This window comes from Arthrobacter sp. SO5, from assembly GCF_020532805.1.
Taxonomy (GTDB): domain Bacteria; phylum Actinomycetota; class Actinomycetes; order Actinomycetales; family Micrococcaceae; genus Arthrobacter.
The window spans coordinates 1-13,450 of the sequence record NZ_MQTQ01000004.1; the positions used below are offsets into that span (position 1 = coordinate 1).

A 13,450-nucleotide genomic window follows, 5' to 3' on the forward strand; every position below is an offset into this window, starting at 1 on the left:
GCACCCGCCCAGCTACGAGAACAGCTGCGCCATTTGAGTACGACCGTGCTGATCACGACGTGCGCCAGGATGCGACCAGCTGGTGATCTCGGTGACCCGGAATATGCCACGAAGATCGCGTTGCGTCGACTGGCACGCCGTCACCAACACCTCACCGAAGAAATCACCGACGCCGACGGCGAGCTCAAGGAGCTCATCACCGTAGCTGCACCACACATGCTTGCTCTTCCTGGTGTCGGCACTGAAGTCGCCGGGCAGCTGCTCGTCACCGCCGGCGACAACCCGGAGCGGTTACGTTCCGAGGCCGCCTTCGCGCACCTCTGCGGAGCGGCACCTATCCCTGCCAGTAGCGGTCGAACCCACCGTCACCGACTCAACCGCGGCGGCGACCGCGCCGCCAACAACGCCCTCTACATCGTCGTGCTCGTCCGACTGCGCTACGACGCACCTACCCCCGCCTACGCTGACCGGCGTACCCAGCAAGGCCTCTCCAAACCCGAAATCATTCGTTGCCTCAAACGCTACGTCGCCCGCGAAATCTACGCCGCCCTACAACCTACCCACACGCAAAAAGAACTCATCAAAGCCGCTTGACGATCTATAGGAGCATCGGTGGTTCTGCGGACGCCCTGGCGCCCGCAAAGCCGATCGGCCTACGGGCGCACACTTGGTCGTGCACTTACTGCCGACAGGTTGGTCGATGCACTATACGAGGCCCTTGTTCCGTAGGCGTCGTGACCCAGGTATAGGAAAGGCCTTGGCAGGCCGAATTTCCTGATCAGGAGCAGGTCTGGATCGGTAGTTTGCCACTTCTGCGATTCGGAGCCAGTTCCAAAGCGCTGTCAGAGTCACGGCGGCCGAATGGGCGTCGCCGGCCAGCGTCAGCAGGGTGGTCAACAGAACGTGGGCACGGAACATCAGGAAACCAATGCCGATGGTCAGGAGAAAAGTCAGGTTGAGGGCAACAGTTGGAACGTCCATCATCGGCCCTTGAATTATCCTTCCAGCGATAAGTGCGGACCAAGGTCCGGGGGGCAGCGCCCGGTGCAGTTGCCAGGCGTTGTCTGTTGCCCGTTCAGGGGCCCAGTAAACGGCGTTCGTGGGCGAACGCGACCAGCTGGAGGCGAGTACGGAGTTCTAGTTTGTCCAACACGCTGCGCAGGTGAGTTTTGATGGTGGCTTCAGACACGAAGAGACTCTCCGCCATTTCACCGTTGCTGAGGCCTTTGGCCGCGAGCAGGAATACGTCCCGCTCCCGCACGGACAGGACGTTGAGGACGGACAGGTCCGGACCGGTCGCGGGAACGTTGCGGGCGGCATGTTCAAAGAGGGAATGGATGGATCCTGGGGCGATGACGGAGTAACCCGAGTGGACGGTGCGGATCGCTGCCAGCAGGAATTCCGGCTCCGCGCTCTTGAGCAGATACCCGCTCGCCCCGGCCTGGACGGCCTGGACCACGGCCTGATCCCTGTTGAACGTAGTCAGTGCAATGATCCTTGGCCTGTCGGTTCCGGCCGCCGCGGCATGCTGCACGATCCGCCGGGTGGCTTCGACGCCATCCATGATCGGCATCCGCAGGTCCATCAGCATGACATCCGGACACCGTTCGATTGCTAGGGTCACCGCCTGTTCCCCGTCGCCGCCCTCTCCCCAGAGTTCCAAGTCCTCCTGGCTCTCTATCAGCATGCGGATACCCGCCCGGAACAAGGGCTGGTCATCCACCAGGGCCACGGTGATGCGCGCCCCGGCATCAGCCACGGTCGCCCGCTTCCCGTGCGGCCCCTGCGTGCGGGGGGTGGCCTACTGCGGCCAGTGCAGGTTGGGCTTCCGCGCCCGGAATTTCACCGAACGTACCCCCGGCGCCGGCCGTATCGCCCGCTGCCCTCATTTCCCGGGTTCCGAAGGGGATGAAGACCGTTACCCGGAAGTGTTCGCCGTCCGGTCCGGCAGTCAGCCAGCCGCCGGCCAGATGGGCGCGTTCGCGCATGCCGGGAAGTCCCCGCCCGACCCGGGGTGTGGCCGGATTCGCAGCGTCTTCTTGGCCGGCAGGGACGACGGCCGAGGCCACGTGCAGGGTCAGGCCCGGCCCGCTCCAGTCAAAGTGGAGCCGCACATCCGTGCCGCGCCCGCCATGTTTGAGGGCATTGGTCAGGCACTCCTGAACGATCCGGAAGACCGCCATCTCCTGTCCTGTAGAGAGCTCCACGGGAGTCCCGGACTCGCTGCGGTGGATCTTCAAACTGCCGCGCTGCATGCCGTCGATGAGCGCCGGGATGTCGCTCAGCCGCGGCTGGGGCGTCACCATGCCGTCATCACGGACTCCCTCGATCACGCGTTGGGCATCCACGAGGGCGCTGCGGGCTGACCGGGCGATGGTGTCCAGGGCGTTGAGGACGGCCTTGGGCTGGTCCTTGCTCAGGTACCGGGTTCCGTCGGCCTGGGCGACGATGACCGCGAGGGAATGGGCCAGGACGTCGTGCAGATCCCGGGCGATGCGGGTCCGTTCCTGCTCGACAATCAGGTCGATCTCGGTTTCCTTGAGGCTGCTCTGCGCCAGTTCCCGGGCCCGGAACAGACTGCCCCGTTCCTGATACAGCGCCAGCAGAAGTCCGACGGCGGCGCAGGCTCCCGCGATTAACAGGAGGAGTGCGAACAACTGCCAGCCGTACATCATGAACATCGGTCTGTCACCGTAGTACATGGGCATGAACCAGCCGACGCCGTTGCCGTATCGCCAGGAGAGCATGAGGACGGTCATCAGGGCCACGAACACCAGGTTGGCGCCCGAGGCGATGAACAGTATCCGCCGCGGGGCAGTCCACAAGATGAAGCCAAGAGCGACGAAGGAGCCGAGGTAGATGGCCCAGTGATTGGATTCCATCGGCGGCAGGGCACGGCTCAACTGCCCACAGAGCAGCGCCGCCGTGAAGCCGAGGGAGACCAGCGGTTTCCAGGAGGCAGTGGCGATCGCCAAGGTCATCAGAGCAAGTGCCCATGTCCCCGACCACGTCGTCAAGGACAGCGACCAAGTTCCTGGCCATTCCAGCCAGGGTCCTCCCATTCTTCCTGCCTCGGCCACACACCACAGTGACCAGAAGATGACGGCCGCCACCGGGGCGCCCCAACGCCGCGCAGAATCCAGAACTTGTTCCATGCCAGTCACCATATCCACCGCAATCACGCGCTTCTCTCCATATCGCTGCAATCTCAACCTAAAAGCCAGATGATTCATTCTTTGAGCCAGCTTTTGGGCAAGTCTCAACGCGTCCCGCCCAGGGTTCCCCCCTGCCGCCCTGTATGCTATGGGCTCCGTCGAGATGTCGGCGGCGCCCGTCGCGCCACCGCACGGTAAACGCACCCAGCGAAAGGACCGCATATGGCATGCGACGGCTGCACGACGTCGTCAAAGCTCGACTTCGATTTCAGTATGGCCTTCCAACCTATCTACGACGCCGTTGCCGGCCGCGTATGGGGCTACGAGGCACTGGTCAGAGGCGTCTCGGGCGAGGGGGCCTATCACGTCCTGTCCCAGGTCGCACCTGAGCAAAAGTACCGTTTCGACCAGGATTGCCGCGTCAAGGCAATCGAGCTGGCATCCCGGCTGTTTCCTGCCGGCGAGGATTTGGTTCTGTCCATCAACTTCATGCCGAACGCGGTCTACGAACCGGCTGCGTGCCTTCGAGCGACGCTGTTTGCCGCCAGCCGGTACAGCTTCCCGACGTCTTCGATCATGTTCGAGTTCACGGAGAATGAGGAGGTTTCCGATACCGCCCACCTCACGAACATCATCACCGAATACCGCAAGCATGGTTTCACCACCGCCCTCGACGACTTTGGTGCCGGTCATGCGGGGCTGGGGCTCCTGGTCGATTTCCAGCCCGACCTGATCAAGATCGATATGAAGCTCATCCGGGGCATCGACACCAGTCCGGCCCGCCAGGCCGTTGTTGCCGGCATCGTCGGCATCGCCAGGGAGCTCGACATCACGGTGCTCGCAGAGGGCATCGAGACGGAGGAGGAGTTCCTGGTCCTGAAGGACGCCGGCATCCGCCTGTTTCAGGGATACTGGTTCGCCAAGCCGGCATTCGAGGAACTCCCCCGGATACAGTCCGTGCCTGTCTCTGGTGTCACCGCGCCCGCGTAGCGGCCTACGCCTCGAGCGAGGCCAGCATGGCCTGGACCAGGGATTCCTGCAGCCAGGTGGTGAAGTTGTAGACCAGGGCAAGGTAGCTTTCCACGTCCTCGGCCTGCGACCAGTCCTGCATCAGGTGGATGTGCCCGGCGTCCGCGTCGTCGCGGATGTCGAGGCGCTCGGCAAGCACCAGGCGGACATCGTTCAGGGCGGTGGACCAGTGGCGGGCGTCGGCCGGGCCAAGGACCAGCTCGTCCTTGTCCAGCCCCAGCGCGGCGGCTTTCAGCGCGCCGATCTTGTTCTCCCGCAGCGAGCGCTCGGTGTACCGGCGGAACTCGAGGGAGGCCTCGTCGTCGTTCTTCATGACGTTCGGCAGCAGGCGCCGCAGGGCGCGGTCGGAGGGTTCGCGGGCCTCGGCGTCCAGCCCGACGAGCGCCGCGAGGGGGTCCTGGTTGGCGCGCTCGGCCGGCTCCAGCATGGAGATGACGTCGTCGAAAAGGCTGCGCAGGAGTTCCCGTTCGGCCGGCTCCAGATAGCCGGTGATGCCTTTGAGCCCGTTCTTGAATGCCTTAGCCACGTTTTCCCTTGCCCTTGCCCGATCCTTTGCCGTCGCTGCTTGCCTTCTCCACTGTGGCCCAGAGACCGTAGCCATGCATCGCGACGGCGTGCTGCTCCACCTGCTCCTTGCTGCCGTGGGCCACGATGGAGCGTCCCTTCTTGTGGACCTCCAGCATGAGCTTGTTGGCCTTGGCCTCCGAATAGCCGAAATAGCTGCGGAACACGTAGCTCACATAGCTCATCAGGTTCACGGGATCGTTCCAGATCACGAGGTTCCAGGGGATGTCCGGGGCGGTCAGGACGTCGGTGGACGCCGCTGTTCCGGTGTGGGTGCTGGCCCGGGTGTCGGGTCCGAGCGCAACGCTGAGGGTCATCTGTCCATTCTATGGGGATGCTGGGCCCACGCCGGCGAGGGCCCCACGGCGAAGCGAAGCGAGACGAGGGAGCCGGTGGGGACTAGAGTGAATTCGTGAGTACCTCAGCTGGCTGGGACAGTCCCCGCACGTCCCTGTACACCGACCACTACGAGCTGACGATGCTGCAGGCTGCCCTGCATTCCGGTGCGGCCCACCGCAAGTCGGTCTTCGAGGCGTTCGCCCGCCGCCTGCCGGATGGCCGCCGCTACGGCATCGTCGCCGGCACCGGCCGCCTGCTGGAAGGCATCGCGGAGTTCCGCTTCGGCGGCGCCGAGATCGACTTCCTGCGCCGGACCCGGGTGGTCAACGAGGAGACCCTGGCGTACCTGGCCGCGTTCTCCTTCTCGGGCGATATCTGGGGCTACGCGGAGGGCGAGGCGTACTTCCCGAACTCCCCCATCCTGATTGTGGAATCCACGTTCGCCGAGGCCTGCGTCCTGGAGACGTACATTCTCTCGGTCCTCAACCATGACAGCGCAATCGCCTCCGCGGCCTCGCGGATGATCACGGCGGCCGGCGGCCGGCCCTGCGTGGAAATGGGCTCCCGCCGCACCCACGAGGAGTCAGCCGCCGCGGCCGCCCGTGCCGCCATCATTGCCGGCTTTGACAGCACCTCCAACCTGGAAGCCGGCCTGCGCTTCGGCCTCAAGACCGTCGGCACGGCCGCGCACTCCTTCACGCTCCTGCACGACACCGAGCGCGAGGCCTTCGAGGCGCAAATCGCCGCCTTCGGCCCCGAAACGACGCTGCTGGTGGACACCTACGACGTCGAGGCGGCGGTCCGCACCGCCGTCGAACTGGCCGGCGACAGGCTCGGCGCGGTCCGGCTGGATTCCGGTGACCTCGTGGCGCAGGCGCAATGGGTCCGCCGGCTCCTGGACGAACTCGGCAATGACCGCACCCGGATCATCGTCACCTCCGATCTGGACGAGTTCGCCATCGCCGCACTGCAGTCCGCACCGGTGGACTCCTACGGGGTCGGCACGTCCCTGGTGACCGGCTCCGGCGCCCCGACTGCCAGCATGGTCTACAAACTGGTCAGCCGCACGGACGACGCCGGCCAGTTCATTCCGGTGGCCAAGGCCGCCAAGAACAAGACCAGCAAGGGCGGCCGGAAGTACGCGCTGCGCAAGCTCAACGAACGCGGCACCGCGACGCAGGAAATGGTGGGCATCGGCCACCGCCCGGAGGATGACGGCAACGACCGCCAGCTGCTGCAGCAGTTCATCAAGAACGGCGAACTCCTGCCCGGCTGGACCGGAGCCGACGGCGTCCAGCGCGCCCGCCAGCGCCACGCGGACACCATGAAGGAGCTTCCTGCCGTGGTCAACCGGCTGCAGCGCGGCGATCCGGCCATCCCCACCATCTACGAGGAGGACTGATGTCCCGCGCCCTGATCATCGTCGACGTCCAGAACGATTTTTGCGAGGGCGGCTCGCTGCCCGTCGAAGGGGGGTCGGAACTGGCCGGAGCCATCAGCGAATACGTCGATGCCCACCATGGGCAGTTCGACCACATCGTGGCCACCCAGGACTGGCACATCGACCCGGGTGGGCACTTCTCGGCAGAACCGGACTTCGTGGACAGCTGGCCCAGTCACTGCGTGGCGGGCTCCCGCGGCGCGGAGCTGCACCCCGGGCTCGACACTGAATACATCCAGGCCTACTTCCGCAAGGGCCAGTACACGGCCGCCTACTCGGGCTTTGAAGGGCTCCTTGCCCCGGACGACGCCGTCCCCAGCGGCGAACGGAAGCCCGGCGCCATGCCCGTTCCCGGGAGCGCCGCCGGCGGTGCCGATGACGCCGCGGCGTTCGCGGAGGCGGATGCCGCCGGGAGTGATTTCGCGGCGGGCGAGGACACGATCGGGCTGGATGACTGGCTGCAGAGCCACGATGTGGAGGATATTGTCGTCGTCGGGATCGCGACCGACCATTGCGTGAAGGCGACGGCGCTCGACGGCGTCCAGGCCGGCTACTCCGTCACGGTACTGCGTGACCTCACAGTGGGCATCGCCGAGGACCTCGATGACGCCGTCGCCGAAATGGAACTCGGCGGCGTCGATATCGCCTAAGCGTTGAACCCGCCGTCCCGCTAGCGCGTCCCCCGGCCGGAGGCGTGACCGGAAGAGCGCGCCTGCGCAGTAGACTCGAAATCGTTGCCAGATCGTCTGACCCGTAGAACCCCGGAGTACATCATGAAGAAGACCCTCACCGTCCTGCTCGTTGCCGGGGCCCTGCTCGGCGCCTCCGGCTGCTCGACGGCCCCGACACTCAGCAACGAGGAAACCTGCGCCCGGATCCAGGGCGTCGGCGCCGGACCCTCCTCCAACGCGGACAAGGCAGGTATGATCAAGCTCGCCAACCGGATCCGCCCCATTCACGCGACGGCTTCCGGGGAGCTGAAGGCGCCGTTGATGTCGATCATCGAATACCTGGACGAGTCAGCCAAGCAGAACCCGGACACGGCAAAGCTCCAGGACCTGCAGGCCCAGTACACCGCAGCAGGTCAGACCCTCAGCGCGGTCTGCGGCGGCGGCGGCGGCCAGTAACCGCCCCAACACGGCCGGCGGCAGGCCCGAACGGGGCCGCAAAAAAGGGACCGGGACACCCCGGTCCCTTTTTGTGCCCCGGTTTTCGTGCCCTCGGTTTTTTGTGCCCTCCGGACCCCTGCCGTCCGGGAGCTACTTCCGGCCGATGAACCAGTCCTGAAGCTTGCGCAGGCGGGTCTGCAGCTGCGCCTCGTTGGCCTGCGCCACGGGCGGGCCGCCGCAGACCGTTCTGAGCTTGGTGTGGATGACACCGTGCGGCGTTCCGGTCCGCGCCGACCAGGCCGCGACGTTCTTGGCCAGTTCGGTGCGCAGGTCCATGAGCATGCGGTGGTCCGGAACGGCCGGGGCTGCCGGAACCAACGGAGCTGACGCACCCTGCGGGCCGCGGGCGTTCTTGCGGTTCAGCTGCTCGTGCTGGCGCTGGCGCAGCAGCGTGCCGACCTGTTCGGCGTCGAGCAGGCCGGGAATACCGAGGAAGTCGAGCTCGTCCTCCGAGCCCACCTCGCCCCCGGTGCCGAACTCGCCGCCGTCGAAAAGGACGCGGTCAAAGGACGCCTGCGAATCCAGGGCCTCAAACTTGCCCTTGGTGAGGCTGTCCGAGGCCTTCTCCTCGCGGTTCGCCTCGTCCAGGAGCGAGTCCTCGGGGTTGAAGAGGCCGTCGCTGTCTTCTTTCTCCGGGCGGTCCAGGGCGTGGTCCCGCTCGGCCTCCATCGAGTTCGCCAGCGCCATCAGCTGCGGAACGGACGGCAGGAACACCGACGCCGTCTCGCCGCGCTTGCGGGCACGCACGAACCGGCCGACTGCCTGGGCGAAGAACAGGGGGGTCGACGTGGAGGTCGCATAGACGCCGACGGAGAGCCGCGGAACGTCCACGCCTTCGGACACCATCCGCACGGCCACCATCCAGCGTTTGTCGCTGGCGGTGAAGTCCTCGATCTTGCTGGACGCCTTCGCGTCGTCGGAGAGGATCACCGTGGGCGACTCGCCGGTGATCCGCTTCAGCTGGCCGGCGTAGGCCCGTGCGTCGTCGTGGTCGGTGGCGATGACCAGGCCGCCGGCGTCCGGAACGGTGCGGCGGACCTCGCTGAGCCGCTTGTCCGCCCCGGCGAGCACTGCGGGGATCCATTCGCCGGTGGGGTTCAGCGCCGTGCGCCACGCCTGCGACGTGACGTCCTTGGTGACGGCCGCTTCGCCGAGCGAGGCCGCCATTTCCTCGCCGCCGCTCGTGCGCCAGCGCATCTGCCCGGAGTAGGCCATGAACATGACCGGCCGGACCACGTGGTCACGCAGCGCCTTGCCGTAGCCGTACGTGTAATCGGCCTTGGACCGGCGGATGCCGTCGCGGTCCTCGGCGTATTCCACGAACGGGATTGGCGACGTGTCGGAACGGAACGGGGTACCGGTCAGCGAGAGCCGCCGGGCCGCCGGCTCAAAGGCCTCGCGGAGCCCGTCACCCCAGGACAGGGCCTCGCCGCCGTGGTGGATTTCATCCAGGATGACAAGCGTCCTGGCGGCCTCGGTCTTGGCCCGGTGCAGCATGGGTTTACTGGCCACCTGCGCGTAGGTTACCGCGACGCCGATGAAGCCGCGGCCGTGCTGGCCGTCGGCGTTCTTGAAGTTCGGATCGATGGCGATCCCCACCTTGGCGGCGGCGTCGGCCCACTGCCGCTTGAGGTGGTCCGTAGGCGCCACGATGGTGACCCGTTTGACGACGCCGGCTTCGATGAGCATGGACGCCACACGCAGCGCGAAGGTCGTCTTGCCGGCGCCCGGCGTGGCGACCGCGAGGAAATCTTTGGGGTGGGTGCTGAAGTAGCTGTCGAGGGCTTCCTGCTGCCAGGCGCGCAGCTTTGGCGCGGTGCCCCACGCAGCCCGCTCAGGATAGGCGGGAGGGAGCGTGGGTCCGCCGAAGAGTGTTTCTGTCACTTAGATGCCCTCCATTCCGCGTACTCTTGCCGCTGCCGGGGATACCCAATCAAGCACAAAAACACCAATCTTTTTCGGATGAACCGTGGGCCAGCGCGGTCAGCATGGACCGGACAATATTCGTCGCGGACGCGGCGAGTTCGGGTGCACGGCGGCACGGTTGACCGCCCGCAGCGCGGAACGCTGCGTCGGAACGCTACCCGGCCGCGCTATTTGTCGCCGGAGCCCTTGTCGCCGGAGCCCTTGCCGCCGTCGCTGCCCGGGCGAAGGCCCTCATAAACCTCTTTGCATTCCGGGCAGACGGGGAACTTCTGGGGATCGCGTCCGGGCGTCCAGACCTTTCCGCAGAGGGCAATGACCGGCTCGCCGGACAGCGCCGATTCCATGATCTTTTCCTTGCGCACATAGTGCGAGAAGCGTTCCCGGTCACCCGGTTCCACTTCCTGGCGCAGTTCCTCGCGCTCGATCGTGGCCGTTGACGTCCCGGCTCCGGAGAGCTCGCGCATCGGGTCGTTTTCGAGGGGATCGGTCATGCTGTTCATGAGACCTATCTTAGCCGCTGCGGCGGACAGAATTTCGACGCGGTTGCGGCGGGATTGCCGGAACCGCGTCCTACAACCCCTGCCACGCGGGCTTGTTGTCAAAGCTGTGGCGGTAGTAATCGGCGAGCCGGAGCGAGGACGCGGCAGCCTCGTCCACCAGGATCGTGGCGTGCGGATGCAGCTGCAGCACGGACGCCGGGCAGATGGCGGCGACAGGGCCTTCGACGAGGTCGCGCACTGCCCGGGCCTTCTGCGCGCCCGCGGCCAGGAGGATCACGTGCCGGGCAGCGAGAATCGTGCCCAGGCCCTGGGTGAGAACATGGTGCGGGACCTCCGCCGGGCTCCCGAAGAACCGCGCATTGTCACGGCGCGTCTGCTCGACCAGGGTCTTGATCCGGGTCCGGGAGGCCAGCGAGGAGCACGGCTCGTTGAAGCCGATGTGGCCGTCGGTACCGATCCCCAGGAGCTGCAGGTCCACTCCCCCGGCCGCGCGGATGGCGTCCTCATAGGCCTGGCAGGCCGCCGGGATGTCGGCCGCCGCGCCGTCGGGGCCGTGGACGTTGGCCGGGCTGATGTTCAACCGCTCGGTGAACTCGCGCCGGATCACCTCACGGTAGGACGCCGGATGGCCCGGCGGCAGCCCCACGTACTCGTCGAGTGCGAATCCGCGGACCTGGCTGAAGTCCAGGCCGTCGCGCCCGTGCCGGAGCGCGAGCTCCTCGTACACCGGGAGCGGGGAGGAGCCGGCGGCCAGGCCCAGGACGGCGTCCGGCTTGCGCCGGAGCAGGGCCCCGATCGCGTCGGCCGCAAGCGAGGCGAGCGGTGTGATGCCGGAGAGGATAACGACTTCCATGGCCCTGCCTTTGCAGTTGGATTGCTGTGCTCATTTCACTGCTGTTCCCCGAGGACTGCTGTTGCCCGAGGACTCCTATGCCCCACTGGCAGGCTATCCCAGTCCCGGCAACACCGTGCGCCCTCGGGCCCTGTCAGCGGTTGACCGCCAGCTGGGCCAGCAGTTCCGGGCCGCGCGCGTCCAGCCACTTCCCGCCCAGCCGGACCCCCGCTGCGAACAGCGCCAGCCCCAGCACCGGGCCAAGGAGCAGGTTGATCCAGCCGAAGGCGGCATTTCCGGTGATGAATTGCGCCACCAGGAGCGCCGCTTCGGGCAGGACGAGCAGCAGGAGCACGCCCATGCCGCCGAACTGTACCGCCAGGGTCTGCGCGACGTTGCCCGGCGGCTTTTTGAAGGGACTGTCCCCGGGGAGCGGCACGGTGACGGTGTAGCGTGCCGACACCACCGAAGAAAGGCCCATCCCGCTGAAGAGCACGCCGAGCGACAGTCCGAGCACGCCGGGCAGGAGCGTCAAGTCCGCGCCGAAGAGGAACGGCAGGACGCTGAGCGCCAGCACCACAGGCAGGGCGAAGGCCAGGCATGCCACGGCACGGCCAAGCCGGTCGTGGACTCCCCTCACTCCCGTCGAGAGGTGCAGCGCGAAGGCGGTGCTGTCATAGGAGACGTCCGCTGAGATGGACCAGGCGAGCAGGAACGCGGTCAGCGGGCCGGTCAGGAGGAGTACTCCGTAGGAGCCCGTCTGGGAGGCCTGGAACAGCATCAGCACCGGCAGCAAGGGGACGACGACGAGGGAACCGGCGTACCGCGGGTCCCGGATCCAGTAGCTCAGCGACCGCGCAGCCACCGCTCCCGCGGGGGTCGCCGGGAACAGCGCGAAGAAGCCCAGTCCGCCGGCCCGTTTCTTGGACGCGCCGGCGTACGGCGGCGTCACGAGCGCCCGCTCCAGCAGGAGCTTCCAGCACAGCGTCAGCCCGGCGAGCGTGGCAAGCGCGATCAGGAACTTGAGCGCAGCGGCGCCGTAGCTCCCCGCGGCGAGTTCCCCGCCGAGGGACCACGCGGCCCCGGCCGGGGTCCACGACAGCGTTCCGGCAAGTCCGGTCAGGAAATCCCCCGAACTGGCGATTCCCTCGGCGACACCGGCCACGATCGGACCCATGAGGACCAGCGGGACCAGGAAGACAACCGCGCTGGCGTCCTTGAAGCGGCGGGAACTCGCCAGCCCTGCCGTGGGCGTGGTGACCACCCTGGACAGGACAATGCAGCTCAGTACACCGAGGACCGCGCCGATGAGGGCCCCCGCCGCGGCCGGAAGGCTGCGGGACCAGGTCCCCACCGTGGCGAGAGCAACGAGGGAGGTCGCGAGGCCCGGGATGCCGATCAGTCCGGCGAGGGCCAGCCCGGTCAGCAGTTGCGGCATGGGCACCGCCGAGGCGGCGAACCTGGCCGGGTCGAGCGTCAGGTCCGCGGCCGAGGCGGCCACAGGGATGACGGCCCAGCCCAGCAGGGCCGCGGCGCCGCCGAGCACCACCACAGTCTGCGCGAGCCCGGCGTCGGCACCGCGCAGGACCAGCAGCCCCGCGACGCCGAGTGCCACGAGGCCGAGGGCATACAGCATGCCGATCCCGATGCCCACGAGCTGCCACGGGCTGCGCCGGACGCCATTGCGCAGCAGGGTGAGCTTGAGCCTTAGAAGGTGCGCAACCATTCCAGCCCTTCCGTCTGGTTGCGGCCTCCGACCAGCTGGACGAAGCGGTCCTCGAGGGACTCGCCGGCACGGACCTCGTCCACGCTGCCGGCCGCGAGCAGCCGGCCTGCGGCAATGACGGCGACGTGGTCGCACATCCGCTGGACCAGGTCCATCACGTGGCTTGAGACGATGACGGTGCCGCCGGACGCCACGTAGCGGTCCAGGATGTCGCGGATGTTCGCGGCGGACACCGGGTCCACGGATTCAAAGGGCTCGTCGAGCACCAGCAGCCGGGGCGCGTGGATCAGCGCGGAGGCGAGCGCGATCTTCTTGGTCATGCCGGCGGAGTAGTCCACCACGAGGGTGCCGGCGTCCTGGCTGAGGTCCAGGGCGGCCAGCAGTTCCTTGACCCGGGAAGCCACCACGTCCTTGTCCATGCCGCGCAGCAGGCCCGCGTAGCTCACCAGCTGCTCGCCGGTCAGCCGGTCGAAGAGCCGGACGCCGTCGGGCAGGATCCCCATCAGCTTCTTGGCCGCCAGCGGCTGCCGCCACACGTCCACGCCGTGCACATGCGCCGTGCCGAACTCGGGCCGGAGCAGTCCCGTCGCCATCGACAGGGTGGTGGTTTTGCCGGCCCCGTTCGGGCCGACAATCCCGTAGAAGGAGCCGGCCGGAACGTCCAGGCTGAGGCCGTCGACGGCGATTTTGTCGCCGAAGCGCTTGGCCAGCCCGCGCAGGGACAAGGCTGGAACGGGCGGGGCTGGCACGGGCCGGGCGGGAACGGGCG

Annotated in this window: 15 protein-coding genes; 5 read left to right on the forward strand and 10 right to left on the reverse strand. The window is 67.2% G+C overall.

Annotated elements, in window-relative coordinates:
- Nucleotides 1–594 (forward strand): transposase (locus BJG92_RS00885; RefSeq protein ID WP_232082134.1); only part of this gene is annotated, 594 nt, incomplete at its 5' end.
- Between the two features lie 111 nt (nucleotides 595–705).
- Here the strand turns inward: BJG92_RS00885 and BJG92_RS00890 are convergent.
- The 3 genes from BJG92_RS00890 to BJG92_RS00900 all read right to left on the reverse strand — a co-directional run bounded on the left by BJG92_RS00890 (nucleotide 706) and on the right by BJG92_RS00900 (nucleotide 2,981).
- Nucleotides 706–984 (reverse strand): hypothetical protein, encoded by a 279-nt coding sequence (locus tag BJG92_RS00890; RefSeq protein ID WP_232082135.1) that lies wholly within the window; start codon nucleotides 982–984, stop codon nucleotides 706–708.
- Nucleotides 985–1,075: 91 nt separating this feature from the next.
- Nucleotides 1,076–1,759, reverse strand: a complete 684-nt coding sequence (locus tag BJG92_RS00895) for a response regulator transcription factor (RefSeq protein WP_232082136.1) — start codon at nucleotides 1,757–1,759, stop codon at nucleotides 1,076–1,078.
- On the reverse strand, nucleotides 1,752–2,981 hold the full coding sequence (locus BJG92_RS00900) for a sensor histidine kinase (RefSeq protein ID WP_232082137.1): 1,230 nt from the start codon (nucleotides 2,979–2,981) through the stop codon (nucleotides 1,752–1,754). Before BJG92_RS00900 ends, BJG92_RS00895 begins: the two co-directional genes overlap by 8 nt.
- A 396-nt stretch (nucleotides 2,982–3,377) precedes the next feature.
- On the opposite strand from BJG92_RS00900, the gene BJG92_RS00905 reads away from it, so the two are divergent.
- Nucleotides 3,378–4,145, forward strand: coding sequence for an EAL domain-containing protein (locus BJG92_RS00905; RefSeq protein WP_232082138.1), 768 nt, complete (start codon nucleotides 3,378–3,380; stop codon nucleotides 4,143–4,145).
- A gap of 4 nt (nucleotides 4,146–4,149) precedes the next feature.
- On the opposite strand, the gene BJG92_RS00910 is transcribed toward BJG92_RS00905, so the two are convergent.
- On the reverse strand, nucleotides 4,150–4,710 hold the full coding sequence (locus BJG92_RS00910) for a DUF2017 domain-containing protein (RefSeq protein WP_232082139.1): 561 nt from the start codon (nucleotides 4,708–4,710) through the stop codon (nucleotides 4,150–4,152).
- The gene (gene clpS / locus BJG92_RS00915) at nucleotides 4,703–5,065 is read right to left on the reverse strand and encodes an ATP-dependent Clp protease adapter ClpS (RefSeq protein ID WP_232082140.1); all 363 of its coding nucleotides are present in this window, start codon (nucleotides 5,063–5,065) and stop codon (nucleotides 4,703–4,705) included. Before clpS ends, BJG92_RS00910 begins: the two co-directional genes overlap by 8 nt.
- 95 nt (nucleotides 5,066–5,160) lie before the next feature.
- Here clpS and BJG92_RS00920 point away from each other — a divergent pair, with 95 nt between their 5' ends.
- From BJG92_RS00920 to BJG92_RS00930, 3 genes are all read left to right on the forward strand, one after another.
- Nucleotides 5,161–6,489 carry a nicotinate phosphoribosyltransferase gene (locus BJG92_RS00920; protein ID WP_232082141.1) on the forward strand — a complete coding sequence of 443 codons (1,329 nt, stop codon included), beginning with the start codon at nucleotides 5,161–5,163 and terminating at the stop codon, nucleotides 6,487–6,489.
- A complete protein-coding gene (locus tag BJG92_RS00925) occupies nucleotides 6,489–7,178 on the forward strand; it encodes an isochorismatase family protein (RefSeq protein ID WP_232082142.1) in 690 nt (229 codons plus the stop codon). The genes BJG92_RS00920 and BJG92_RS00925 overlap by 1 nt, the downstream gene beginning before the upstream one ends.
- Nucleotides 7,179–7,301: 123 nt before the next feature.
- Nucleotides 7,302–7,655, forward strand: coding sequence for a hypothetical protein (locus BJG92_RS00930; protein ID WP_232082143.1), 354 nt, complete (start codon nucleotides 7,302–7,304; stop codon nucleotides 7,653–7,655).
- Nucleotides 7,656–7,787: 132 nt separating this feature from the next.
- On the opposite strand, the gene BJG92_RS00935 is transcribed toward BJG92_RS00930, so the two are convergent.
- From BJG92_RS00935 to BJG92_RS00955, 5 genes are all read right to left on the reverse strand, one after another.
- Nucleotides 7,788–9,581, reverse strand: a complete 1,794-nt coding sequence (locus tag BJG92_RS00935) for a DEAD/DEAH box helicase (protein WP_232082144.1) — start codon at nucleotides 9,579–9,581, stop codon at nucleotides 7,788–7,790.
- 209 nt (nucleotides 9,582–9,790) lie between these two features.
- Nucleotides 9,791–10,114 (reverse strand): DUF3039 domain-containing protein, encoded by a 324-nt coding sequence (locus tag BJG92_RS00940; protein WP_232082147.1) that lies wholly within the window; start codon nucleotides 10,112–10,114, stop codon nucleotides 9,791–9,793.
- A 79-nt stretch (nucleotides 10,115–10,193) separates the two neighbouring features.
- Entirely contained in the window at nucleotides 10,194–10,976 is a 783-nt protein-coding gene (gene nagB / locus BJG92_RS00945) for a glucosamine-6-phosphate deaminase (RefSeq protein ID WP_232082145.1), read from the reverse strand.
- A gap of 133 nt (nucleotides 10,977–11,109) precedes the next feature.
- On the reverse strand, nucleotides 11,110–12,681 hold the full coding sequence (locus tag BJG92_RS00950; RefSeq protein WP_232082146.1) for a transporter: 1,572 nt from the start codon (nucleotides 12,679–12,681) through the stop codon (nucleotides 11,110–11,112).
- Entirely contained in the window at nucleotides 12,663–13,430 is a 768-nt protein-coding gene (locus BJG92_RS00955) for an ABC transporter ATP-binding protein (protein ID WP_232082148.1), read from the reverse strand. The genes BJG92_RS00950 and BJG92_RS00955 overlap by 19 nt, the downstream gene beginning before the upstream one ends.
- Nucleotides 13,431–13,450: the final 20 nt, after the last annotated feature.